At 72.4% G+C, this 23933-nt stretch carries 23 protein-coding genes, 1 tRNA gene, 1 other RNA gene and 1 riboswitch; of the genes, 16 read left to right on the top strand and 9 right to left on the bottom strand.

What is annotated here, in order from left to right:
• The first annotated feature begins 5 nt into the window (after nt 1–5).
• A complete protein-coding gene (locus tag B5Y66_RS03945) occupies nt 6–731 on the top strand; it encodes a hypothetical protein (protein ID WP_079571205.1) in 726 nt (241 codons plus the stop codon).
• 7 nt (nt 732–738) lie between these two features.
• Here the strand turns inward: B5Y66_RS03945 and pnuC are convergent, their stop codons facing one another.
• The 4 genes from pnuC to B5Y66_RS03925 form a co-directional block, all read right to left on the bottom strand.
• Nucleotides 739–1449 carry a nicotinamide riboside transporter PnuC gene (gene pnuC / locus B5Y66_RS03940; RefSeq protein ID WP_079571203.1) on the bottom strand — a complete coding sequence of 237 codons (711 nt, stop codon included), beginning with the start codon at nt 1447–1449 and terminating at the stop codon, nt 739–741.
• Nucleotides 1450–1573: 124 nt separating this feature from the next.
• Nucleotides 1574–1705: riboswitch (FMN riboswitch) on the bottom strand.
• An 89-nt stretch (nt 1706–1794) separates the two neighbouring features.
• Nucleotides 1795–2595 (bottom strand): TetR/AcrR family transcriptional regulator, encoded by an 801-nt coding sequence (locus B5Y66_RS03935; RefSeq protein WP_079571200.1) that lies wholly within the window; start codon nt 2593–2595, stop codon nt 1795–1797.
• A 10-nt stretch (nt 2596–2605) separates the two neighbouring features.
• Entirely contained in the window at nt 2606–3817 is a 1212-nt protein-coding gene (locus tag B5Y66_RS03930; RefSeq protein WP_079571198.1) for a class I SAM-dependent methyltransferase, read from the bottom strand.
• A gap of 145 nt (nt 3818–3962) precedes the next feature.
• Nucleotides 3963–4202 carry a hypothetical protein gene (locus B5Y66_RS03925; RefSeq protein WP_079571196.1) on the bottom strand — a complete coding sequence of 80 codons (240 nt, stop codon included), beginning with the start codon at nt 4200–4202 and terminating at the stop codon, nt 3963–3965.
• Nucleotides 4203–4267: 65 nt separating this feature from the next.
• Here B5Y66_RS03925 and B5Y66_RS03920 point away from each other — a divergent pair, with 65 nt between their 5' ends.
• The 10 genes from B5Y66_RS03920 to B5Y66_RS03875 all read left to right on the top strand — a co-directional run bounded on the left by B5Y66_RS03920 (nt 4268) and on the right by B5Y66_RS03875 (nt 16310).
• A complete protein-coding gene (locus B5Y66_RS03920; protein ID WP_281251984.1) occupies nt 4268–4927 on the top strand; it encodes a mycothiol-dependent nitroreductase Rv2466c family protein in 660 nt (219 codons plus the stop codon).
• A 73-nt stretch (nt 4928–5000) separates the two neighbouring features.
• Nucleotides 5001–5918: an LLM class F420-dependent oxidoreductase gene (locus B5Y66_RS03915; RefSeq protein ID WP_217700729.1), complete on the top strand. Its 918-nt coding sequence runs from the start codon at nt 5001–5003 to the stop codon at nt 5916–5918.
• 458 nt (nt 5919–6376) lie between these two features.
• On the top strand, nt 6377–7063 hold the full coding sequence (locus B5Y66_RS03910) for a YesL family protein (RefSeq protein WP_079571188.1): 687 nt from the start codon (nt 6377–6379) through the stop codon (nt 7061–7063).
• A 32-nt stretch (nt 7064–7095) separates the two neighbouring features.
• Nucleotides 7096–8643 carry an extracellular solute-binding protein gene (locus B5Y66_RS03905; protein ID WP_079571800.1) on the top strand — a complete coding sequence of 516 codons (1548 nt, stop codon included), beginning with the start codon at nt 7096–7098 and terminating at the stop codon, nt 8641–8643.
• An 88-nt stretch (nt 8644–8731) separates the two neighbouring features.
• Complete coding sequence (locus tag B5Y66_RS03900; protein ID WP_079571185.1) at nt 8732–9706, top strand: ABC transporter permease; 975 nt, start codon at nt 8732–8734, stop codon at nt 9704–9706.
• Nucleotides 9706–10641: a carbohydrate ABC transporter permease gene (locus tag B5Y66_RS03895; protein WP_079571182.1), complete on the top strand. Its 936-nt coding sequence runs from the start codon at nt 9706–9708 to the stop codon at nt 10639–10641. Before B5Y66_RS03900 ends, B5Y66_RS03895 begins: the two co-directional genes overlap by 1 nt.
• Before the next feature lies 1 nt (nt 10642).
• Nucleotides 10643–11344: a rhamnogalacturonan acetylesterase gene (locus B5Y66_RS03890; RefSeq protein ID WP_079571179.1), complete on the top strand. Its 702-nt coding sequence runs from the start codon at nt 10643–10645 to the stop codon at nt 11342–11344.
• Nucleotides 11341–12021, top strand: coding sequence for a DUF1961 family protein (locus B5Y66_RS03885; protein WP_079571176.1), 681 nt, complete (start codon nt 11341–11343; stop codon nt 12019–12021). Before B5Y66_RS03890 ends, B5Y66_RS03885 begins: the two co-directional genes overlap by 4 nt.
• Complete coding sequence (locus tag B5Y66_RS03880; RefSeq protein ID WP_079571173.1) at nt 12018–14756, top strand: exo-rhamnogalacturonan lyase family protein; 2739 nt, start codon at nt 12018–12020, stop codon at nt 14754–14756. Before B5Y66_RS03885 ends, B5Y66_RS03880 begins: the two co-directional genes overlap by 4 nt.
• A 195-nt stretch (nt 14757–14951) precedes the next feature.
• Nucleotides 14952–16310: a uracil-xanthine permease family protein gene (locus B5Y66_RS03875; protein ID WP_079571170.1), complete on the top strand. Its 1359-nt coding sequence runs from the start codon at nt 14952–14954 to the stop codon at nt 16308–16310.
• A gap of 18 nt (nt 16311–16328) precedes the next feature.
• Here B5Y66_RS03875 and B5Y66_RS03870 read toward each other — a convergent pair whose 3' ends face one another.
• The 4 genes from B5Y66_RS03870 to B5Y66_RS03855 all read right to left on the bottom strand — a co-directional run bounded on the left by B5Y66_RS03870 (nt 16329) and on the right by B5Y66_RS03855 (nt 18754).
• Complete coding sequence (locus B5Y66_RS03870; protein WP_079571167.1) at nt 16329–16970, bottom strand: LytR C-terminal domain-containing protein; 642 nt, start codon at nt 16968–16970, stop codon at nt 16329–16331.
• Between the two features lie 73 nt (nt 16971–17043).
• Nucleotides 17044–17340, bottom strand: a complete 297-nt coding sequence (locus tag B5Y66_RS03865) for a type II toxin-antitoxin system VapB family antitoxin (protein WP_079571164.1) — start codon at nt 17338–17340, stop codon at nt 17044–17046.
• A gap of 133 nt (nt 17341–17473) precedes the next feature.
• A complete protein-coding gene (locus B5Y66_RS03860) occupies nt 17474–18235 on the bottom strand; it encodes a class I SAM-dependent methyltransferase (RefSeq protein ID WP_079571161.1) in 762 nt (253 codons plus the stop codon).
• Between the two features lie 63 nt (nt 18236–18298).
• Entirely contained in the window at nt 18299–18754 is a 456-nt protein-coding gene (locus B5Y66_RS03855; protein ID WP_079571158.1) for a winged helix-turn-helix transcriptional regulator, read from the bottom strand.
• 92 nt (nt 18755–18846) lie between these two features.
• On the opposite strand from B5Y66_RS03855, the gene B5Y66_RS03850 reads away from it, so the two are divergent.
• Entirely contained in the window at nt 18847–20295 is a 1449-nt protein-coding gene (locus B5Y66_RS03850; protein ID WP_079571156.1) for an MFS transporter, read from the top strand.
• A 77-nt stretch (nt 20296–20372) separates the two neighbouring features.
• Here B5Y66_RS03850 and B5Y66_RS03845 read toward each other — a convergent pair.
• Nucleotides 20373–20457: transfer RNA gene (locus B5Y66_RS03845), tRNA-Ser, on the bottom strand.
• 168 nt (nt 20458–20625) lie between these two features.
• On the opposite strand from B5Y66_RS03845, the gene ffs reads away from it, so the two are divergent.
• The 4 genes from ffs (at nt 20626) to B5Y66_RS03825 (ending at nt 23914) form a co-directional block, all read left to right on the top strand.
• Nucleotides 20626–20722: signal recognition particle sRNA small type (gene ffs, locus B5Y66_RS03840), an RNA gene on the top strand.
• A gap of 429 nt (nt 20723–21151) precedes the next feature.
• Nucleotides 21152–22042 carry a MetQ/NlpA family ABC transporter substrate-binding protein gene (locus B5Y66_RS03835; protein ID WP_079571154.1) on the top strand — a complete coding sequence of 297 codons (891 nt, stop codon included), beginning with the start codon at nt 21152–21154 and terminating at the stop codon, nt 22040–22042.
• A 91-nt stretch (nt 22043–22133) separates the two neighbouring features.
• Nucleotides 22134–23255 (top strand): methionine ABC transporter ATP-binding protein, encoded by a 1122-nt coding sequence (locus B5Y66_RS03830; protein ID WP_407656361.1) that lies wholly within the window; start codon nt 22134–22136, stop codon nt 23253–23255.
• Nucleotides 23252–23914, top strand: a complete 663-nt coding sequence (locus B5Y66_RS03825) for a methionine ABC transporter permease (RefSeq protein ID WP_079571151.1) — start codon at nt 23252–23254, stop codon at nt 23912–23914. Before B5Y66_RS03830 ends, B5Y66_RS03825 begins: the two co-directional genes overlap by 4 nt.
• The last annotated feature ends 19 nt before the right edge of the window (nt 23915–23933 follow it).

Below are 23933 nucleotides of genomic sequence, written 5' to 3'. Positions count from 1 at the left end.
GAGGCGTGACCGACGACCTCGCCCGCGCGGGCGCCCGCTGGGACGACGACCCGAGCGCGGGGGAGTGGATCCTGCCCCTCCTGGGCGGGTTCGGGCCCACCGTCGACGCCATCGTCCCGTCGGTCTACGACGCGTACGCCGTGGTGCCGTTTCCGGCCGACCAGGACGAGCCCGATGAGCGTGACATCGACCCCGCCGGTGCGGCCGAGCGCCTCGAGGCGCTGCTGGACCTGCTGGCGCCACCCACCGGCGACCAGCCGGTCCACGTGGGCCTGTGGGAAGGGTGGGGTGTCCTGTACGACCACGGGGACGACCCAGGCACCGCCCCCGGGATGGGCGTGCACCTGGCGGTCGAGGACCGGCCCCGCTGGTGGCAGCGAGGGCGTCGGGCGCGCGCCGCGCGAACGGAGCTGCGGCAGGCTCTGGCGGACGCGCGTGCCGAGCTGGCAGACCGACGCGCGGAGCGCCCCGCGGCTGCTCCGCTCGACTATCCCCACCGCGCTCGCTACCTGTGGACGGGGCCGCTGCACGCAGCCACGGCCCTGGCTCGCCTGGACCTGCTGCCGTCCGTCGTCTGGCCGCACGACCGGTCGTGGTTCGTCGGCATCCCCGAGTACACGCGCGAGGTAGTGATCGGCGGCCCACCGGGCCTGGTGGGTGCCGTGCTGGCGGACCCGGGCCTCGACGCTCGACCGGCGGCGCCGACGACCGTGCTCGACATCGACGACTGAACCGGCGTCAGGCCGCGACCGTCGACTCCGCGCCCGCCTGCTCACGACGGTGGATGCGCCACCAGACGAAGAACCCGGTCAGGGTGAAGACGCCGTAGAACACGTACATCAGCGCCGTGGCGTAGTACCCCGCCGACCAGAGCAGCGGGACGCCGACGACGTCCACCGCGACCCAGACCAGCCAGAACTCGACCCAGCCCTTGGCCATGCCGTACGTGGCGATGAGGGAGCCCATGAAGATCCACGCGTCCGACCACACGGGCTCGTAGGAGCCGAGGGCACGGAACAGCGGGGTGAGGAGCAGGGTGCCGGCGACCATCACCACGACGATGCCGACGCGCTGCCGCCACGACGCCCAGTGGGGGTGCACCGCGGAGCCGCCCTCGGCGGGGATCCTGCCGTCGGCGCGCACCTCGAGGTCCGCGCGCTGCGTCCGGCGCCACTGCACCCAGCCGTAGATCGACACGATCAGGAACATCACCTGACGGCCGGCCTGGCCGAGCATGTCGGAGCGGCTGGTGTCCCCGAACCAGGAGCCCATGAAGACGGTGAACAGGACGAGGTTGCCGACGATGCCGACGGGCCACGCCCACACCCTGCGGCGCATGCCGCCCAGCGCGGAGGCGAGGCCGAACAGGTTGCCGACGATCTCGCGCCAGAGCAGCGACTGGTCGCCGATGGTCAGCGTGGCGTTGAAGAACGCGTTGATCGCGTCCATCGTTCACTCTCCCGGTCCGTGGTGCGGCGTCCGGGGGTGAGGGTCGGCGCTCGCCGAGCGCGGCCGCGGGGGCCGTCGTCGGCGACACGACGCCCGGCGGCACCCGCCCCTGAGGGCGCGTGCCGCACGTGCTTCCTCCCATCCGGACTTTGACCGTCGGCCCTGGAGTTCCACCAGATCAACCGACCTCCCGAGGGAGGCCGGGTCGCGGGCTGTCACCGCCGGCTCGGAATTTCACCGACCCCGGAGCACGTACGTGCGTGTCGTTCCACCGCCGGAGGTCCCGGCGGCGTCCTGCACAACTCAGGATGCCACAGGCGCATTCCCTGCCGCCGGAGTCGGGCGTCAGGACAGCGCGTCGCGGACGGCGCGGGCGACGTCGTCGGGCCCCGCGCCGGGCTCCAGCACCGTGACGACGACGCGCTTCCCGTCGCCGCCCGACGTGACGGTCCTGCTCCCGTCGCCGTCGTCGATCGTGAGGGCCGACGAGGACGCGGGCTCGTCGTCGGTGTGCGCGAACGGGGCGACGGCGGCGCGGCGGAGATCGGCGAACGCCTCCTCCAGCTCGGGCCGCAGGTCGAGGTGGGGGTTGCGCAGCCAGCGGCGCAGGATCGCGTTGTGCACCGCGACGACGGACGCCGCGAACGCGATCGACATCGTGGTCGTGGAGCGGTCCGGCGGCAGGGTGTCGCGCAGGTACGCGGTGAAGGCGCGCTCGTACCGGTGCGTCGTGACGAGCTCGCGGTCGCGCAGCGCCGGCACCTGCTGCAGCAGCTGGTGCCGGGCGATCGACGTCTCGCGCTGTCCCACGTGATGGTCGAAGACCAGCCGTGCGGCGCGGCACACCTCGAGGTACGGGTCGGTGGCCGGGTCCCACGCCCGCTCGGGCGCGCGGCCGGACTCCTCGCTGGCGCGCGCCTCGGGCCGCGTCTCGGCGAGCATCACCACGACCTCCTCGAGCAACAGCTCGTGGTCGGCGAAGACCACGTCATCCTTGGAGCGGAAGCGGCGGAAGAACGTGGCCCGGCTGACGCGTGCCGCGTCGGCGATCTCCTCGACGGTGGTCTGCTCGTAGCCCTGCCGGGAGAAGAGGTCGATCGCGGCGTCGACGGCCTGGGCGTGGGTGTGCGTCCGGACGGCAGTCATGCCTGGGAGATTACTCCGGCAACCCGTCCTCACCCGCCATCGTCCGCCCGCCCTCGGGTCCGAGGAGGAGGCGGTAGAAGCGGAAGAAGCCGAAGTCGTCCACGGGCAGCACCTCGACCCCGGTGAAGCCCGCCTCGAGGGCGTACCGGCGGAGGGTGGCGGGGCGCATCACCGTGCCCGTCGCGGCGGACGGCCACGACGACAGGCTGTCCGGCAGGCACACGAAGAGGCTGTAGCCGTACATGATCCGATCGACGTCGTCGGCCGGGGCCTGGAACTCGTCGGCCACGGCCTCGTCCATGACCACGACGACGCCGTCGGGTCGCATCGACTTCCGGATCGCCTCCAGCACGGCGACCGGTCGGGGCATGTCGTGCAGGCACTCGAACGCGAACGCCGCGTCGAAGGGCTCGGCCGTGCGCAGCTCCGCGGCGTCTGACAGGTGGAAGGTGACCCGTTCCTCGAGCCCGCGCTGAGCGGCGGCCACCCGCGCGGCCTCCACCGACGGCCGGTCGAGGTCGACGCCGTGCAGCTCCGCGGTGGGGAACGCCCGCGCGAGCGCGAGCGTGGACCAGCCGAACCCGCAGCCGATGTCGACCACCCGGGCGCCCGGACGGCTCAGCACCGCCCGCACGGGCTCGATGGCCGCGAGCACCGATGCGAGCCGGTGGTCGAACCACGGTCGGTTCACGTCGGCCTGAGCGTGTCGGGCGTCGTCGCCGAGCTGGTCCCACGACACCCCGCCGCCTGTCCGGTACGAGTGGAGCAGACGGGGGAGCTGTGGCCCGACAGCGCCGACGAACCGTGCCAGCGGCGCGAGGTAGCTGAGCGACTCCGGGTCGGCCAGGACCTCCGCGTGCGCCTCGGGCAGCTCGAACCTCCGGGCTGCGGATCGGGCCGCCGGGCTCCCGTCGGTCGACGGGTCGGGCTCGTGGGCCAGGAGGATCCCCGCCGCGGCCTGCTGCTCGAGCCACTCGCGCGCGTAGCGCTCCGCGGTGCCCGTGGCCGCGGCCAGCTCCGCGGCGGTCACGGGTCCGTACTCGTCCAGCGCGCGGTACCAGCCGAGCGCGTCCCCGACGTAGACCGCCAGCGTGTCGATCGCGCCGAGCGTCGCGCCCAGCAGCCGGTCGGCGAAGTCCTCCGCGGACGCCGGGGGAGGGCCGGTCTCCCCGGGTCCCGTGATCCTGGTGGTGGTACCGGTGGACCGGTTCACGTCACTCATACGCCGCCTCCGTCTGGGCCCGCGGCCCCGCGCGGGCACCCCGTGGGCGTCGGTCGGGAGCGGCGCCTCCCACGACGCTAGCCTCGGGACTCCGCCCGCGTCGATGCCCGGAGCGGGTGACTCCTCGGAGGGTCAGGTGCCCGGGTCAGCGGCGCCGGCGCCCGCGGCCGTCGTCCGGCTCGCCGCGGCGGCGCTCGTCGAACCCGGCGTCGGCGGGCCGTCTGTCGCGCTGCAGGTACCGGATCTCGCGCACCGCGACGCCGGCGGCGAGGAAGAACGGGATCCACGCCCACACCTTGCCGCGCAGCACGACCCCCAGCATCGCGAGCGCGACGACGCACGCCCCGAGGACCGTCCACACGCTCGCCCACCGCACCTTGCGCACGAGCCGAGGCTACCGGTGCCTCGTCGCGCCGAACACGTGCCCGCGGCATGGGTAGGGTGGCGGGCGTGACTTCCGGGACCACCACCGCGCCTGAGACCACGCCCGCCACCGCCTCCGCCGTCGTGCCCGAGGTCGACGTCTACGTCGACCCGCTGTGTCCGTTCGCCTGGATCACGTCGCGCTGGGCGCTCGAGGTCGCGCAGCACCGGGACGTCCGGCTCACGTTCCGCCTGATGAGCCTGTACCTGCTCAACTCCGGCCGGGACATCCCGGCGGACTACCGGGCGCGGATCGAGGCGTCGCGCGGCATCGGCCGCGTCGCCGCCGCGGTGCAGACCGAGCACGGCCCCGAGGCGTTCAGCGCCTTCTACACCGCCGCCGGCACGCGCATCCACCCCGGCGGCCGCCGTGACGACCTCGAGGCCGTCGCCGTCGAGGCGCTCGCGGAGGCCGGCCTGCCCGCCTCGCTGGCCGACGTCGCGACGTCCGACGCCTACGACGCCGCCCTCGCCGTCTCCCACGAGGAGGGCATGAAGCCCGTGGGCGAGGACGTCGGCACGCCGACGATCCACGTCGACGGCGTCGCGTTCTTCGGCCCGGTCCTCACGCGGATCCCGCGTGGCGAGGACGCGGTGCGGATCTTCGACGGCGCCGTCGCGCTCGCGTCGTTCCCGGACTTCTTCGAGCTCAAGCGGTCACGTACCAGCTCGCCCACCTTCGACTGACCGTCGTCGCCCCCTGCCGTCACCTCCCGCGCCCCGGCGCGGGCGCCCCACCCGAGAGGCGAACCCCATGACCCTGGACCTGCGCGTCTTCACCGAGCCCCAGCAGGGCGCGTCGTACGACGACCTGCTCGCCGTCGCGAAGGCGACCGAGGACCTCGGCTACAGCGCCTTCTTCCGCTCCGACCACTACCTGACGATGGGCGGCGACGGCCTGCCCGGCCCCACCGACGCCTGGACGACGCTGGCCGGCCTGGCCCGCGACACGTCCACGGTCCGCCTCGGCACCCTCGTCACCTCGGCCACGTTCCGCCACCCCGGCGTGCTCGCGATCCAGGTGGCGCAGGTGGACCAGATGTCCGGCGGCCGCGTCGAGATCGGCCTCGGTGCCGGCTGGTTCGCGCGCGAGCACGAGGCGTACGGCATCCCGTTCCCGGCCAAGCGATTCGGCCTGCTGGAGGAGCAGCTCGAGATCCTCACCGGCCTGTGGGGCACGCCCGTCGGCGGGTCGTACTCGTTCGACGGCGAGCACTACACGCTCACCGACTCGCCGGCGCTGCCCAAGCCTGCGCAGGCCAAGATCCCCGTCATCGTCGGCGGCGGCGGCCCGAAGCGCACCCCGGCGCTCGCCGCGCGATTCGGCGACGAGTACAACCAGGCGTTCCCCGAGCTGGACACGGTCGCGCCGCGCATCGGCGTGATCAACGAGGCGCTGGCAGAGGCGGGCCGCACCCCCGACTCGATCGTGCAGTCCGTCGCGCTGGTGCTCGCCGTCGGCAAGGACGAGGCAGAGTTCGCGCGCCGCGCCGCCGCGATCGGTCGGGAGCCCGCCGAGCTGCGCGAGCACGGCGTCGCCGGCACCGTGTCGGAGGCCGTCGACCTGCTCGGCTCCCTGCGCGACCGGGGCGTGCGGCGCGTGTACCTGCAGGTCCTCGACCTGCACGACCTCGACCACCTCGACCTGGTGGCGCGCGAGGTCGCGACGCAGCTCTGACGACCCGACCCGCCGAGGTAGTTCAGCTCTCCGCGAGGTAGTTCGCACGGCCGCGAGGTAGTTCGCACGGCCGCGAGGTAGTTCGCACGGCCGCGAGGTAGTTCGCGCCCCGCGACCCCAGGACTGATGGCGCTCTCTTCGAACTACCTCGCGAGGATCTGGACTACCTCACGGCCGTCCGAACTACCTCGCGAGGATCTGGACTACCTCACGGCCGTCCGAACTACCTCGCGAGGATCTGGACTACCTCGGCGCGACCTGGACTACCTCGGCGAGGTGGTCTCCCTGCCGTGACCACAACGTTGCAGACAGCCTGTTGACGGGTGAAGTGCTGACCTCTACGGTGAATCCATTCAACGCAGGGAAACGCTTTCCTCTGCCGGGTCGACGGTGTCGTCGTCCCGGAGGCTGACCGGGCCGACGACGTGTCCGGACATCGACGGAGATGGGACCTGGCCATGGCGCACGAGGGCACCGCACGGGCGGACGTCTCCGCCGCGGCACGTCCCGACGGCGGTGCCCGGCTCGAGCGCTGGTTCGGGTGGGTCGACACGCTGGCCTTCCTCGGCCTGGTCAACCTCTTGATCCTCGCGGGCACCCTCGCCGGGGGAGCGGTGCTCGGCGTCGCGCCCGCACTGGCCGCGGCGACCACCGTCAGCCGCGCCCGGCTGCGCGGCGACGCCCAGCGCACGGTGCAGGTGTTCGCCCGCACCTGGGCGTCCGGGTTCGGCCGCGCCAACCTCGTCGCGGCGCCCGGTCTGGGCGCGGCGGCCCTCACGGGCATCAGCCTCCTCGCGCTCGACGACGCCCCGACGGCGCTGCGTGTCGCGCTCGCCGTCGTCGCGGGCCTCGGCCTCGTGCACCTGTTGCTCGCGCTGACGATGGACGCCCACTACGACCTGTGCCGGCGCGACGTCCCGCGCCTGGCCTGGGCGTTCCTGCTGCGCTTCCCCGGCGCGCCCCTCCTGCTCGCGGCGACGACGGCGTTGGTCGGCGTCGTCACCGCGTTCGTGCCCGGACTCCTGCCCGTCGTCTCGATCGGCGCGTGGGCGTACCTGTGCACGGCCCTCTGTCTGTCCTTCTACGCCGCCAACGACCGCCACCTCGGCGACCACCCGGCGGCCACCGACCCCCTCGACGAGTGAACGACGACGTGCACTCCGACGAAAGGAAGACCATGCGCACACGACGGCTGGCCCCCTTGGCCCTGCTCGCGGTGGGGAGCCTCGCGCTCGCGGCCTGCGGCAGCGGCGGCTCCGGCGACGGCGACGGCGGCGGTGGCGGTGAGGCGCTCGACTCGCTGTCGATCATGGCGCCGTACTTCTCGACGACGCCGCCGGAGGACGACGACCCGGTGGGCGCCAAGCTCGAGGAGGTCGCGGGCCTGGGCCTGGACATGCAGTGGGTGCCGAACGCCGAGTACGGCGACCGCACCAACGTGGTGCTCGCCGGCGATGACATCCCCGACGTGATGGTGATCCAGCAGAAGAGCCAGGGCTTCGTGCAGACGGCGGAGGCGGGCGGCTTCTGGGACCTCACGGAGTACCTGGCCTCGGGTGACTACCCGAACCTCGTCACGGAGAACCCGGAGGTGCAGGAGGCGTCGAGCGTCAACGGCACCGTCTACGGCGTCTACCGCGCCCGCGACGTCGTGCGCACCTCCCTCACGATCCGCAAGGACTGGCTGAAGAACCTCGGCCTCGAGGAGCCCACGAACACCGACGAGCTGATGGCGCTCGCCAAGGCGTTCACGGAGGACGACCCCGACGGCAACGGCAAGGACGACACCTACGGGATGATCATCCCCGCCTGGGGCGCGTCGATCGGCACGGGGAGCCCCTACGACGCCATCGAGGCGTGGTTCGGCGCGGGGAACGTCTGGAAGGACGACGGCGGTCAGCTGATCCCGTCGTTCACGACGCCGGAGTGGAAGCAGGCCCTCGACTACGAGAAGCAGCTCATCGCGAACGGCTACGTCAACAAGGACTACGCCACGATGGACGGCTCCACGCAGTGGAACGAGCCGTTCCTCAACGGCAAGGGCGGCATCATCATCGACGTCCAGTCGCGGGCGACCCAGCTGGCGGGCCTGTTCAAGGACAAGGACCCCAAGACGTACGACCAGTACGTCGCGCTCCAGGGCAACATCGCCGGCCCGAACGGCGACTTCGCCCTCCCGACGCCGGGCTACAGCGGCTTCCTCGCCGTGCCGAAGGCGTCGGTGCAGACCGAGGACCAGCTGAAGCAGGTGCTGACCGCGCTCGACAAGCTGAGCTCCAAGGACGCGCAGATCCTGGAGAACAACGGCATCGAGGGCGACAACTTCACCGTCGACGGCGGCTTCGCCGACTTTGACGAGTCGAAGCAGGAGTACACGGACCTCGTCTCGGGCTCGTGGGCGCAGATCGGCACCAACGTCGCCGGCTACGAAGCGTACAAGCCCAAGCCGGACACGGAGTACGACGCCGAGCTCGAGCAGGAGCGCGTGGACCTGCAGGCGACGGACCTGGAGAAGGCCGTGTTCAACCCGGGCGCGGCTCTCGTCTCCGAGACGTACATGTCCAACGGCGTGCAGCTCGACCAGGTCATCGCCGACGCCCGTATCCAGTACATCAGCGGGCAGATCGACGAGGCGGGCCTCGACGCCGCGATCAAGCAGTGGGGAGCGAGCGGCGGCGACGCCGTGACGGCCGAGATGAACGAGCTCTACGGCCAGCTCGGCTGACGTCCTTCCGGCGTGGGGCCGGTCCTGACGGCCCTGTCCGCACGGGCCACCGGCCCGGCCCCGCGCCCCGTCCGAGATGGAGGCTGCGATGACCGCTGTCGTCGACGTCGAGCAGGCCGGCGCTCCCGCGCCGGCCGCCCCGCCCGCGCCCCGGCGCCCCCACCGAAGGTGGGCGCGAGTGGTGCGGTTCCGGTGGCTGCTGGTGATGCTGCTGCCGGGCATCGCGTACTTCGTGCTGTTCCGCATCTGGCCGATGTGGGGCGCACAGATCGCGTTCAAGAACTATGTGCCGTTCCTGGGTATCCAGGGCAGCGAGTGGGTGGGCTGGGAGCACTTCGCCGACTTCTTCTCCAACCCGGACTTCCCGCGCCTGCTGGGCAACACCCTGATCCTGGCCGCGCTGAGCCTGTTCGTCGCGTTCCCGCTGACGATCGTCCTGGCGCTGCTGCTCAACGAGGTCCGCCTGTCGGTGCTCAAGCGCACGGTGCAGACGCTGGTGTACATCCCGCACTTCCTGTCGTGGACCGTGGTGGTGTCGCTGACCGCGCTGCTGTTCGCGATCGGCACGGGTCCGCTGTCGTCCTTCCTGGACGGGCTGACCGGGACCGAGACGAACTACCTGGCCGACCCGGACTGGTTCAGGCCCCTGATCCTGCTGCAGACGGTCTGGAAGTCCACCGGGTGGGGCACGATCATCTTCCTGGCGGCGCTGGCCAGCGTGGACCAGGAGCAGTACGAGGCCGCCGTGATCGACGGAGCGGGCCGCTGGCAGCGCACCTGGCACATCACGCTGCCCGCGATCCGGCCCACGATCATCGTGATGCTGATCCTGCAGACCGGGGAGATCCTCAACACCGGGTTCGAGCAGATCTACCTGATGTCCAACGCGCTGAACCGCACCGTCGCGGACGTGTTCGACACGTACGTGTACTTCACCGGGATCCAGCAGGGCGCGTACTCGTACTCCACCGCGGTGGGCCTGTCGAAGGCGATCGTCGGGCTGGTGCTCATCTTCGGCACCAACTGGCTCGCCAAGCGCTTCAACCAGCAGGGGATCTTCTGATGGCCACGACCGAGACCGTTGTCCCGACGCCCGCGCTGCGGCGCGCCTCCAAGCCGTCCACGCAGCACCAGCGGTTCAACACGCGCGCCGGGCGGGCGTTCGATGTCGTGAACGTCGTGCTGCTCGTCGCGGTCGGGCTGCTCGCGCTGCTGCCGTTCCTCTACGTGCTGGCGGGGTCGTTCGCGACCGAGCTCGAGATCACCACGCGCCCGTTCTTCCTGTGGCCGCGGGAGTTCACGACCGACTCCTACGCGTCGATCCTGTCCTCCGAGGCGTTCGTGCGGGCGTTCGTCACGACGATCGTCGTCACCCTGGTCGGCACCCTGGTCCAGCTCGCCCTGACCGCGCTGATGGCCTATCCGTTGTCGAAGGTCGAGCTGCCCGGGCGGCGGACGATCATGACGGTCGTCGTGTTCACGATGGTGTTCTCCGCGGGCATGATCCCCACGTTCCTCGTGGTCAAGCAGCTCGGCCTGCTGGACTCGTACTGGGCGCTGATCCTGCCGATGGCGATCAACCCGTTCAGCCTGATCATCATCAAGAACTTCTTCCAGCAGCTGCCGCAGGAGCTGGAGGAGTCCGCGAAGATCGACGGCGCGCACGAGCTGCAGATCCTGCGCCACGTCGTGGTGCCGCTGTCCAAGCCGGTGCTGGCGACGTTCGCGCTGTTCTACGCCGTCGGCATCTGGAACGACTACATGTCCCCGCTGCTCTACCTCAACGACCAGGACATGTGGACGCTGCAGATGTTCCTGCGCCAGGTCACCGCGTCGGCCTCGATGTCCGCGCAGGACATGGGCACCGACCTGCCGCCGCCCGCGCAGGGCATCAAGTTCGCGGTGGTCATCGTGGCCACCATCCCCGTGCTGCTGGCCTACCCGTTCCTCCAGAAGCACTTCGCCAAGGGCATGCTGATCGGGAGCGTGAAGGGCTGACATGACCATCCACCTCGCGGGTGACTCGACGGTCGCCCCCACCGACTCCGGCGCCACGTCGGGGCACGCCGCGATCCCCCTCCTGGGCTGGGGCGACGAGCTCGCAGCCTGGACCGAGGAGGCCGTGCGCAACCACGCGATCGGCGGCGCCACCACCGCGTCGTTCCGCGCGGAGGGTCGCTGGGACGCGCTGCTCGCCGAGCTGCGCCCCGGCGACACGGTGGTGATCCAGTTCGGGCACAACGACCAGAAGGAGCCCGACGAGCTCGCCGCCGAGGGCGGGTACACCGAGCGGCTCGCGCGCTTCGTGGGCGAGGCGCGCACGAACGGGGCGCGTCCCGTGCTGGCCACGAGCGTCGAGCGGCGCCTGTTCGACGACGGCAGGCTGCGGTGGTCGCACGGCCCCTACCCGGCGGCGGTCCGGGCGCTGGGGCACGAGCTCGACGTGCCCGTCCTCGAGCTGACGGTCTTCACGCGCTGGCTGTACACGTGGCTCGGGGAGCCGGCGTCGGCCGCGCTGTTCCCCCACGGCGCGGCCGCGGAGGCCGGGCTGCCCGTGGACGGCGCGCTCGTCAAGGACAACACGCACTTCACGACGGCGGGCGCCCGCGCGGTCGCGCGGTACGTCGCGGAGGCGCTGGCGTCGCTCGACGGCGTCCACGACGCGCAGGCGCCGCTGGGGGCGTGGGTGATGCAGCCGTGACGGCGGCCCCCACCGTGACGGCCGTCTACCGCAACCCGCTGGCCTCGCCCGCGGCCCTCGACGGCTGGGTCGCCGAGGGCCCGGTCGGCATCGAGCACACGGACGACGGCGTCGTGCTGCGCAGCGCGGCCGACGAGGCCGCGCTCGTGGCCGACGGCCACGGCGACCACGCGCACTTCACGTTCTGGTGCCCCGAGGTCTTCGGTGCGGACGTGGAGATCGCGTGGGACTTCCGGCCGCTGGCCGGCGACGGCCTGGCGATGCTGTTCCTCGCCGCGACGGGCACCGACGGGCGGGACCTGTTCGACCCGTCGCTCGCGCCGCGCTCGGGCTACTACCCGCAGTACCACTCGGGCGACGTGTCGACGCTCCACGTGTCCTACCTGCGCCGCAAGTGGGCGACCGAGAAGCGCTTCCGCACCTGCAACCTGCGCAAGAGCCCCGGCTTCCGCCTCGTCGCTCAGGGCGCCGACCCGCTGCCCGGCCCCGACGACGCCGACGGCCACTACCGGGTGCGCGTCACCAAGCGCGGCGCGGACGTCGCCTTCGCGATCGACGACCTCACCCTGTTCACGTTCCACGACGACGCGCCGCTGGGCGCCGGCCGGATCGGGTTCCGGCAGATGGCCCCGCTCGTCGCCCACTACCGCAACCTCGAGGTGACCCCCCTGTCATGACGCACACCACGCCGGTCTCGCCGGTCGAGCTTGTCGAGACCACGCCCGCCCAACCCGCACCCGCCGCCGTCGACGTCCCGCTGCGCTGGCTCGACGACGTCGCTCCCGACCTCACGGTCGGCGGCGTCACCTGCGGCGTCCCGTTCCGCCCGGGGGCGGTGCGTGACGCCGCGTCGCTCGCCGTCGTCGACGCCTGGGGCCGCGCCGTCCCGGCACAGACCTGGCCGCTGGCGACCTGGCCCGACGGCAGCGTGAAGTGGTCCGGCGTCGCGCTGGGCGCGGCGACGCCGCCCAGCGCGTCGTACCGCGTGGTCGCCGCTCCGTCGGTTGAGCTCGTCGAAACCAAGGACGTGGTCTCGACAGGCTCGAACGACGGGGTCGTGACAGTCGTCGAGCGGGACGACGAGGTGGTCGTGGACACCGGGGCGTGCGTCGTCGTGGTGGGCCGGTCCGGGCCGGACGTCGTGAGGTCCGTCCGGGTGGGCGACGTCGAGGTGGCGCGCTCCGGCCGGCTGATGTCCAGCCGGCAGGACCGCCCGGAGCCCGATCACCGGTCGCGCCGCGAGTCGGTGGGCGTGGTGCGCGACGTCGTCGTCGAGCAGGCGGGCCCGGTGCGGGCGGTGGTCCGGGTATCGGGCCTGCACCGCGACGTCGACCGGGCCTACGAGGACGGCGCCACGGGCTGGCTGCCGTTCACGCTGCGCCTGGTGCTCGCCGCCGGGGCGCCCACGTTCCGGCTGGTGCACTCCTTCGTGTGGGACGGCGACCCCGAGCGGGACTTCCTGTCGTCGCTCGGCCTGCGCTTCGACGTCCCGCTGCGCGCCGCCCCCTTCGACCGGCACGTGCGCCTGGCCGGGGCGGACGGCGGGCTGGTGCGCGAGGCGGTGCAGGGCGTCACCGGGCTGCGTCGCGACCCGGGCGCCGAGGTGCGGGCCGCGCAGGTCGAGGGCCGGCCGACGCCCTCGCTCGACCGGTGGGACGCGAGCGTGTCGGGCCGGCTGCGGTGGGTGCCGACCTGGGAGGCCTGGTCGCTGCGCCAGCCGACCGCCCACGGCTTCACCGTGCACAAGCGCACCGCGCCCGACCGGCCGTGGATCGACGTCGCGCAGGGGACCAGGTCCGACGGCCTGGGCTACCTGGGCGACACGGGCGGCGGGCTCGCCGTGGGGCTCACCGGGTTCTGGCAGTCGCACCCCACGGGGATCGACGTCGAGCGCGCGTCGTCGGACGTCGGCTCCCTCACGATGTGGCTCTGGTCGCCGGAGGCCGCGCCGATGGACCTGCGCTTCTACCACGACGGCCTGGGACAGGACACGTACGACGACCAGCTCGACGCCCTCGAGATCACCTACGAGGACTACGAGCCGGGCTTCGGGGACGCGCACGGCATCGGCCGCACGCACGAGCTCACCGTGACCGCGTTCGCGGCGACGCCCGACGCCCCCGCGCTGGCCCGCCTCGCCGCGGGCACCGCCGTCCGGCCCCAGCTCGTGCCCACCCCGGAGGCGCTGCACGACGCGCGGGTGCTCGGCGACTGGGACCTCGTGGACCGCGGCACCCCCGAGCGGGCCGCGCTCGAGGACCGCCTCGCCACGATGCTCGACTTCTACGTGGGCCAGGTCGACCAGCGGTCCTGGTACGGCTTCTGGAACTTCGGCGACGTCATGCACGCCTACGACCCCGACCGGCACGTGTGGCGCTACGACGTGGGCGGCTACGCCTGGGACAACTCCGAGCTGTCGCCGGACCTGTGGCTGTGGACGTCGTTCCTGCGCACCGGACGGGCCGACGTCTTCCGTCTCGCCGAGCGGATGACGCGGCACACGGGCGACGTCGACGTCTATCACGCCGGCCCCTGGCAGGGGCTGGGCAGCCGGCACAACGTGCAGCACTGGGGGTGCAGCGCCAAGCAGGTGCGCATCTCGACGCCCGCGTACCGGCGGCCGCACTACTTCCTCACCGGCGACGAGCACACGCGCGACCTCATGCTCGAGCTGCGCGACTCCGACCGGAACTTCCTCGGGCTCGACCCGACGCGCAAGGTGCGGCCCGACGCCGCCACCTACGAGCCGCGCCGCGACGCCCTCGCCGTCGGGCTCGGCACCGACTGGAGCGCCCTGGCCGCCACCTGGCTCGCGGACTGGGAGACCACCGGGAACGAGCGCTCGCGCGACCGCCTGGTCGGCACGATGACGGACATCGGCGCGCTGCGGCACGGCTTCTTCACCGGCGAGGCGCTCTACGACCTGGACACCGGCCGGTTCGCCACCGACCGCGACCGGGTGACCGTCTCGCACCTGTCCGCCGTCTTCGGGCTGGTGGAGATCTGCTCGGAGCTCGTGTCCCTGGTCGATGCAGGCCTGGTCGACGCCCCAGGGTTCGCCGACGCCTGGTCGCAGTACTGCCGCCTGTACCTCGCCACGCCCGCCGAGCAGGAGGCCGAGCTCGGCGTCGCGCCGTCGGGCACGAACCTCGAGCAGGCGCACTCCCGCCTCGCCGCGTACGCGGCCCGGCGGCTCGGCGACGACGGCCTGGCTGACGTCGCGTGGCGCGCCTACTTCCGGGGCGGCGAGTTCATGGGGGAGGAGGCCTTCCACCCCGTGCCGGTGCTGCCGCCGGAGACGCTGGTGCCGATCGACGAGGCCCGCACGCTCTCGACCAACGACGCCGCCCAGTGCAGCCTCGCCACGATCCAGAACCTCGCGCTCGTGGGGCACCGTCTCCCGCCGAGGTAGTTCCCCCCGCGCCGAGGTAGTTCGATCTGCGCCGAGGTAGTTCGTGACGCGATGTCATGAACTACCTCGGCGCGATTCGAACTACCTCGGCGCCGGGCCAGTACGCTGTGCGGCGGCAATCTTCACCGGACGTTCACGGGCGAGCGGCAGCGGTGAGCACGGCGGCCCGTTCGCGGGCCCGACGGACGGAGCACCATGACCCTCGGCTGGACCACGCACGGCGACGGCAGGCACGTCGCCCCGGGCGACGTCGTCGCCCCCGACGAGCGGCTGAGCTGGCCGCGCACCATCGGCATCGGCATGCAGCACGTGGTGGCGATGTTCGGCTCCACGTTCATCGTGCCGCTGATCACGGGGTTCTCGCCCGCGACGACGCTGTTCTTCTCCGCGATCGGCACGGTGCTGTTCCTGCTGATCACGCGGAACCGGCTGCCCAGCTACCTGGGGTCCAGCTTCGCGTTCATCGCGCCCATCACGGCGGCGACGGCGTCCCACGGGGAGTCGGTGGCGGTGGGCGGCATCCTCGTCACGGGCCTCGTGCTCGCGGCGATCGGCGCGCTCGTGCACTTCGCCGGCGCCCGGTGGATCGACGTGGTGATGCCGCCCGTCGTGACCGGCACGATCGTGGCGCTCATCGGCCTCAACCTCGCGCCGGCGGCCTGGGGCACGTGCACCGAGTCCGTCGTCGACGGCGAGATCGTGCAGGCCTGCGACAGCGGGTTCCGCGCCGCGCCGCTCACGGCGACGATCACCCTGGTCGCGATCATCCTCGTGACGGTGCTGTTCAAGGGCATCCTCGGGCGCCTGTCGATCCTGGTCGGCGTGCTGATCGGCTATGTCGCCGCCATGATCCAGGGCGAGGTGAGCTTCGCCGAGGTCGCCAAGGCCGACTGGTTCGGCTTCCCGCACTTCGTCACGCCGTCGTTCGACCCGGCGGTGCTGGGCCTCTTCGTCCCGGTCGTGCTGGTGCTCGTCGCGGAGAACGTGGGCCACGTGAAGTCGGTGGCGGCGATGACCGGCAAGAACCTGGACGACGTCGCGGGCCGGGCGCTGTTCGCCGACGGCATCGCGACCACGTTCGCGGGCGTCGGCGGAGGCTCCGGCACCACGACGTACGCGGAGAACATCGGCGTCATGGCCGCCACCCGCGTGTACTCCACGGCGGCGTACTGGGTGGCCGCGGCGACGGCCCTGGTGCTGTCGATGTCGCCCAAGTTCGGCGAGCTCGTCGCGACCATCCCCGCGGGCGTGCTCGGCGGGGCGACGACGATGCTCTACGGCATGATCGGCATCCTCGGCGCGCGCATCTGGGTGCAGGGCAAGGTGGACTTCGGCAACCCCGTGAACCTCACGACGGCCGCCGTCCCGCTGATCATCGGCATCGCGAACTTCACGTTCTCCGCCGGCGACCTCACCTTCGAGGGCATCGCGCTCGGCACCGCGTCCGCGCTGGTGATCTACCACGGCATGCGGGCGATCGCGCGGTGGCGCGGCACCAGCCAGGAGCCGGCGTCCCCGGCGTCGGCGCCCGCGGCGGCCGAGTCCGCCGACTGACGCGGCGGCCCGGGTGGCTCAGCCCTTCTTCTGGGGCAGGGTCACCTGGGCGATCGGCGTGATCTCGTCGGCGGGCATGCAGCCCTCGGCGTCCTTCATCGGGGTCTCGGCGTCGAGCAGCACGCGGTCCGTGCTCAGCGGCGGGCTGTACTGCTCGCCGACGAGGAGGTCGACCTTGCTGCCCTTGCGGTCGTCGAGGACGAGGCGGACGTCGGGGTACTGGGCCGCGAGGGTGTAGGCGCGGGTGATGCCCTTGGCGCCGAACCGCACCTCGGACTGCCCGAGCTTCTCCACCCAGTTCCCGGTGTCGACGACGTCGAAGCCGCGCTCGGCGAGCACGTCCTCGTTGGCACTCGCGAGGGGCTCGCTGCCGTCGGCGGCGTTGTAGACCCGCACCTGGACGTCGGGGTACGGCACCGGCAGGGCGCCGTCGGGCTGGCCCTCGACCTGCGGCAGGCACGGCTCGGGCTGCGGCGCCTCGGCGACGGGCGTGTAGATGGGTCGGGAGAACGGCGAGCTGAACGCGCCCGTGTACATCGCGGCGGCCGCCAGACCGACGATCAGCAGGAACGCGATGATGAGCCCGAAGACGACGGCCTGCCGCTCGTGCTCGCGCTTGCGGCGCGTCTCGCGGACCGGGTCAGGGGCAGGTGATGTCACGCGAAGAAACTACCTGAGTTCGCGGGATCGTTCGCGGGCGCGCCATGGGTCACGACGCGCGTCACAGAGGCGTTCACCGCAGCACGAGGACCCGGGCGTGCAGCACCGGCCGCTGCTGGAGCGCGGCGCGCACGGCACGGTGCAGCCCGTCCTCCAGGTACAGCACGCTCTGGTACTCCACGACGTGGGCGAAGAGGTCGCCGAAGAACGTCGAGTCCTCGGCGAGCAGGTGGTCGAGGTCGAGCGTGCGCTTGGTGGTGACGAGCTCGTCGAGGCGCACCTGGCGCGGCGGCACGTCCACCCAGTCCTTGGCGGTGACGTGCCCGTGGTCGGGGTAGGGACGGCCGTCCCCCACGGCCTTGAAGATCATGGCTGCCATCGTAGGGGCGGGTCCGCGGCCGGCCGTCTCGTTGCCTCGCGATACGGACACGATGTCGTCACGATCCCGTCACCGACGGGTGGCGGAGGTCGTGCGGACCACCCGCTGCCCGCCCTGGGGCGAGCTACCGGCGCAGCTCGACCAGGTGGCGCGCCGAGTGGGCGACGAACGGGCCGTCCGCGCGGATGCGCTCGTCGAGCTCCCGCAGCTCGCCGCGGTACGCGTCGGACGTGAAGCCCGGCACCATCCACACGACCTTGCGCAGGAACCACACCACGGCGCCGACGTCGTGGAACTCGATCCGCAGGCGCTCCGCGCGCAGGTCGACCAGCTCGAGCCCGGCCTCCCGCGCGGCGGCCACCTCGTCCTCCGGGTCGCGGCCCCGCCGGCCCTCCTCGGGCTGGGGCCCGAGGAAGTACTCGACGAGCTCGAAGACGCTCGCGGGGCCCACGTGCTGCGCCAGGTAGGTGCCGCCCGGTCGCAGCACGCGCGCGATCTCCGCCCAGCGGGGGACGACGGGATGCCGGCTCGTGACGAGGTCGAACGCGGCGTCGGCGAAGGGCAGCGGGACGGCGGCGCCGTCGTCGTGCGCGACGACGGCGACCCCGCGCGGGTGCAGGCGGGCCGACGCGGCGGCCACGTTCGGCGGCCACCCCTCGGTGGCGACCAGCAGCGGGGGGAGCGACGGCGCGGCGGCGAGCACCTCGCCGCCGCCGGTCTGCAGGTCGAGCGCCGCGTCGACCGTGCCGAGCCGGTCGTGCAGCAGCCGCGAGTAGCGCCAGCTCGGGCGCTCCTCCGTGGCGCGGCCCTCGAGCCAGGAGAAGTCCCAGCCGGCCATCGGTGCGGCGTCGGCCTCGGCGACGAGCTCGTCGAACGTGCGGTGCATGCCGCCCATCCTGCCCACCCGCGACCGGCCGGTGCACGGGCATTTGCCGTGCCGTCGCCGAGGTCAGGCCCGGGCGGCCACCGATGCCGGCAGGTCGTCGGTCTCGGCCTGTCGGTCGTACCGCGTACGGGCCACCGCGATCTCGCGCTGGTGCTCCTCCGTCCAGGTGACGAGCGCCTTGATCGTGGAGTGCAGGCTGGCTCCCAGCGGGGTCAGGTCGTAGTCCACGCGGGGCGGCACGACGGGGTACACGGTGCGCCGCACGAGCCCGTCCCGCTCCAGGTGCCGCAGCGTCTGGGTGAGCATGCGCTGGCTGATGCCGTCGATCTCCCGCTTGAGCTCGGTGAACCGCAGGGTGCGGCGCTCGAGCAGCGCGATCACGAGCAGCGACCACTTGTCGGCGACCCGGTCGAGGATCTGCCGCACCTCGCAGTCCTCCCGCGAGTCCCAGTTCATGACGTCGAACTCGTCGTCGGTTCCCTCGCAGGAACCGGGTGCGGGAAAAGTGCCTTCTTCCATGCCTGGCGATGCTGCCGCAAGGTGGGGCCAGTTACAAGAGGGAACCGACAGGTCGAACGGGAACCGAACCCTCGAAGAGAACGGAGCCGCCCATGTCACGACCCGCCACGGCCGCCGCCGCGAGCCGCCCGGCGTCAGCCGCGGCCGCCCGCCCCCCGGGCCGACCCGCCCCCCGCGAGCTCGCGGTGCTGGTGGTCGTCAGCGGCGCGATCTTCCTCGAGGGGTCCGACATCGGCATGCTCAACGTGGCCCTGCCGGCGATCCGCGCGGACCTCGGCCTGTCCACGGCGGCCCTCAGCGGCATCGTCAGCGCGTACGTGCTCGGCTACGGCGGGTTCATGCTCCTCGGCGGGCGCGCGGCGGACCTGCTGGGCCGACGACGGATGTTCCTCGCGTGGCTCGCCGTCTTCCTCGTGTTCTCCGGGCTGGGCGGGTTCGCGGACGACGGCGGCGTGCTGCTGCTGGCCCGGTTCGTCACCGGCGTCGCGGCGGCGTTCCTCACCCCCGCCGGGCTGTCGATCCTCACGACCACCTTCCCCGAGGGGCCCCGCCGCGACCGGGCGGTGCTCGTCTACTCCGGGATCGCGGCGGGCGGGTTCTCGCTCGGGGTCGTGGCCGGCGGGCTGCTCGCGGCCGTCGGGTGGCGGTGGGTGTTCTTCGCCCCCGTCGTGCTCGCGGCCTTGCTGCTCGTCGCGGCCGTCCGGGTCCTTCCCCGCGACGCCGCGCGCACCGCGACCCGCTCCGGCTTCGACCTGACCGGCGCCGTGACGATCACGGCAGGCATGCTCCTGGTCGTCTACGGCGTCGTCCGCCTGGAGCACCCGCGCGACGGCGTCCTCACGACCGTCGGCGTCCTCGCGGGCGGCGCCGCGCTGCTCGCGGTCTTCGTCGCCGTCGAGCGCCGGTCGACGGCGCCGCTGGTGCGGCTCGGGATCCTGCGCTCGTCGGCCCTGGTCCGGGCGAACCTGGGCGCGGCGCTGCTGACGGCGGCGTTCTTCGGCTTCCAGTTCGTCGTGACGCTCTACCTGCAGGAGCTGCGCGGCTGGAGCAGCCTGGAGACCGGCCTCGCCCTCCTGGTGCTCGGGGCGGACGTCGTCCTGGCGCCCTTGCTCACCCCGGTGCTGGTGCGGCGGTTCGGCAACGTGCGGGTCGTGGCGGGAGGGTTCGTCATCGCCGCGGTGGCCTACGTGATCTTCCTGGGTGTCGGGGCCGACTGGCCGTACGCGGCCATGCTCCCGAGCTTCGCGCTGGTCGCGCTGGCCATCGGGCTCACCTACGGCCCGCTGGTCAGCGCGGCGACGGACGGCGTCCGCGCCGAGGAGCAAGGGCTGGCGGGAGGGCTCGTGAACACGTCGTTCCAGCTCGGGGCGGCGCTCGGCATCTCCGGCGTGACGGCGGTGCAGGTGGCCGCGCTCGGCTCGGCCACGTCGTCTGATGCGCTCCTGGAGTCCTACCGTGCCGCGCTCGTCGTGCCAGCGGCGGCCGCGGCGCTCGGCGTCGTCGTCGCCGTGGTGGGGGTCCGGGCGGCGAGGGCCCGGTGACGACGACCGCGGTCGAGGCGGAGGGTGCGTGAACGACGACGGGGCCCGCACCGTGTGGTGCGGGCCCCGTCGGTCGGCGGAGGATGGGGGATTCGAACCCCCGAGGGCGTGAACCCAACACGCTTTCCAAGCGTGCGCCATAGGCCGCTAGGCGAATCCTCCTGGCTGCCGACCTGCGTCCTGCGCAGGCAGCCCCAGAAGGATAGCCGACACCCCGGGGTGGCTCCGAATCCGGCAAGGGTGACGACGGTCTCGGTCGCTCCCGACCCGCGGCGGGCGCCGTCGCCGTCGCCGGTTTCGGGACCGGGCCGGGTCTCGGTTAGGCTGTCTGCAGACCCCTCGTGCGGCACCATCTCGCCGAACTCCCCCAGGGCCGGAAGGCAGCAAGGGTAAGTGAGCTCTGGTGGGTGTGCGAGGGGTCCTTCATGTCCCGGCCGCGACGCGGCCCGACCCGCCCTCGCAGCGCGGCGAGAGTGCCCCGGGTCACAGAATCCATGATGCGGACACATATTCGTCCGCTTCTTGAGATTTTCTCCGGATCGGCTTGGTGAACGGCCCGGTGGGTGGTCACGCTGATGTCATGTCCCGCATCGCTCCCGCAGCACCCTCGACCGCGCGCACCTGCCGTCGCGGCGAGATGTGCCGCCGCGCGACGACGACGGATCGCACGACCACATGCCGAATGTGCGAGCTCGACTGACGCCCCACCGGCATCGCGACTGACGACGTCCGCCGTCGTCGCCCCTCCCCGGCCCGCCGGGGACCCGCTCCTCGCCGCCTCGAGCTGATGGCCGTGGCCGCCGCACCCACCCCGCCTCCTCGGCGCCGCACCCGGCGCCCGCCCGGAAGGACCACCATGTCCCGGACCACCCGCACCCGTCTCGTCACCGTCACCGCGATCGCCGCGGCCGCCACGTTCACCCTGACCGCCTGCGGCGGCGGGTCCGGCAACGCCGAGGGCGACGGCACGCTCCGCATCGGCGTCGTCGGTGCCTCCGACGACAAGTGGGCCGTCTTCCAGGAGCAGGCCGAGGCCGAGGGCCTCACGATCGAGCTCGTCGACCTGCAGGACTACACGCAGGCCAACCCCTCCCTCTCGCAGGGCGAGCTGGACGCGAACCAGTTCCAGCACCTGCAGTTCCTCGCCGGCTACAACGTCGACGCCGACGACGACCTGACGCCGATCGGCGCCACCGCCGTCTACCCGCTGGGGCTGTACTCGGAGAAGCACGACTCCCTCGAGCAGATCCCCGCCGGCGGCGAGGTCGCCGTCCCGAACGACCCGACCAACCTGGCCCGCGCGCTCCTCGTGCTCCAGGACGCCGGCCTCATCGAGCTCAAGGACGGCGGCAGCGCCGTCTCCACCGAGGCCGACGTGCTGCCCAGCTCCAAGGTCACCGTGACCCCGGTCGCGGCGGAGCAGACGCCGATCCAGCTGAAGTCGGTGGACGCGTCCATCGTCAACAACGACTTCCTCGCCGACTCCGGGCTCGACCCCGACTCGGCCCTGTTCCAGGACGACCCCGACTCCAAGGCCGCCGAGCCGTACATCAACGTGTGGGTGGCGCGGGCCGAGGACTCCGACGACCCGGACCTGAAGAAGCTCGTCGAGATCTCGCACTCCGACGAGGTCGTGGCTGCCGAGAAGAAGCAGTCCGGCGGCACCGCCGTCATCAAGGACAACTCGCCCGAGGAGCTCCAGGAGATCCTCTCCGGGCTCGAGGACGACATCCGCTCGGCCTCCTGACCCCCGACGGCGGCCGGGGACCGCGGGCCAGCCCGCGCGCCCCGGCCGCCGTGCTGCGCAGGATGGACACGGGCACGGAGAGGACGGACAGGTGAGTGAGACCGTGAGCGAGAGCACGGCCGGGGCCACGGCAGGGACGCCCGCGATCGAGCTGCGCGGGGTGTCGAAGACGTTCGGCGACGGTGACCGCGCGGTGCGGGCCGTCGACGACGTGTCGCTCACGGTCCGCGCAGGCGAGATCTTCGGCGTCATCGGCTACTCCGGCGCGGGCAAGTCCACGCTGGTGCGCCTCGTCAACGCGCTGGAGACCGTCACCGCGGGGTCCGTGGTCGTCGAGGGCACCGACCTCACCGGGCTGCCGGAGCGCAAGATCCGCGGGATCCGCGCGCGCATCGGCATGATCTTCCAGCAGTTCAACCTGCTGAACTCGCGCACCGTCGCGGGCAACGTCGCCTACCCGCTGAAGGTGGCGCGCTGGCCCAAGGAGGAGCGCGCGGCCCGCGTCGCCGAGCTGCTCGACTTCGTCGGGCTCGCCGACAAGGCGAGGGCGTACCCGCGGCAGCTCTCCGGCGGGCAGAAGCAGCGCGTCGGCATCGCCCGCGCCCTCGCGACGTCGCCCACCATCCTGCTCGCCGACGAGGCGACGTCCGCCCTCGACCCCGAGACCACGCGCGACGTGCTGGCGCTGCTGCGCCGCGTCAACGCCGAGCTCGGCCTCACCATCGTCGTCATCACGCACGAGATGGACGTCGTGCGCTCGCTGTGCGACCGGGTGGCGGTCATGGAGCACGGCAAGGTCGTGGAGGTCGGCGACGTGTACGACGTCTTCTCCGCGCCGAGTGCCGACGCCGCCCAGCGCTTCGTCGGCACGTCCATGCACGACCGGCCCTCGCCCGACGCGCTCGCCCGGCTGCGCGAGCGCCACCCCGGCCGCCTCGTCACCGTCGGCGTGCGGGAGGGCGCGAGCTCCGGCACCGAGCTCTTCCGCCTGCTGCGCGAGCACGAGGTGGACGGCTCGGTCGTCTTCGGCGGCATCAGCGAGGTGGGGGAGCGGCCGTTCGGGTCGATCACGGTGGAGCTCGTCGCCCCCGACGAGCGCATCGCGGCCTTCCTCGCGGCGCTGCGCACCCGCGCCGACGTCGTCGACCTCGGCACCGCCGAGCGCCCGGTCGACGACCCGCGATCCCTGCTCACCGAGGGAGGCGACCGATGAACCGCGACTGGTCCACCCTGTGGCCGCTGCTGTGGGAGGCGTTCGGCCAGACCCTGCAGATGGTCACGATCGCCCTGCTCACCGGTGGCATCGCCGGCCTGGCGCTGGGGCTCGCGCTCTACGTCACCCGGCCGGGCAACCTGCTGGCGAACAAGGCGGTGTTCGGCGTCCTCAACGTGGTCGTCAACATCGTGCGCCCGATCCCGTTCATCATCTTCGTGACCCTGCTCGGGCCGGTGACGCTGCAGGTCGTCGGCACGACGCTCGGCACGGAGGCGTTCATCTTCCCGCTGTCGGTCATGACGGCGTTCGGCACCTCGCGCATCGTGGAGCAGAACCTCGTCGGGATCGACCCGGGCGTGGTGGAGGCGGCCCGCGCGATGGGGGCGTCGTCGTGGCGCATCATCACGACCGTCCTCGTGCCCGAGGCCCTCGCCCCGCTGATCCTCGGCTACACGTTCCTGTTCATCGCCGTGCTCGACATGTCCGCGATCGCCGGCCTCATCGGCGGCGGCGGGCTCGGTGACTTCGCCCTGCGGTACGGCTACCAGCGCTACAACTGGATGGTCGTGCTGGTCACCGTCGCCGTGATCATCGTGATCGTGCAGGTCGTGCAGTGGCTGGGGAACCTCCTGGCCCGCAGGGTGCTGCACCGCTGAGCCCTCGATGTCGGGGGCA

This window comes from Krasilnikoviella flava, from assembly GCF_900167525.1.
Lineage (GTDB): Bacteria > Actinomycetota > Actinomycetes > Actinomycetales > Cellulomonadaceae > Isoptericola > Isoptericola flavus.
Note: the sequence above shows the minus strand (reverse complement) of the source record. Positions and strands in the feature narration are given on the sequence as shown.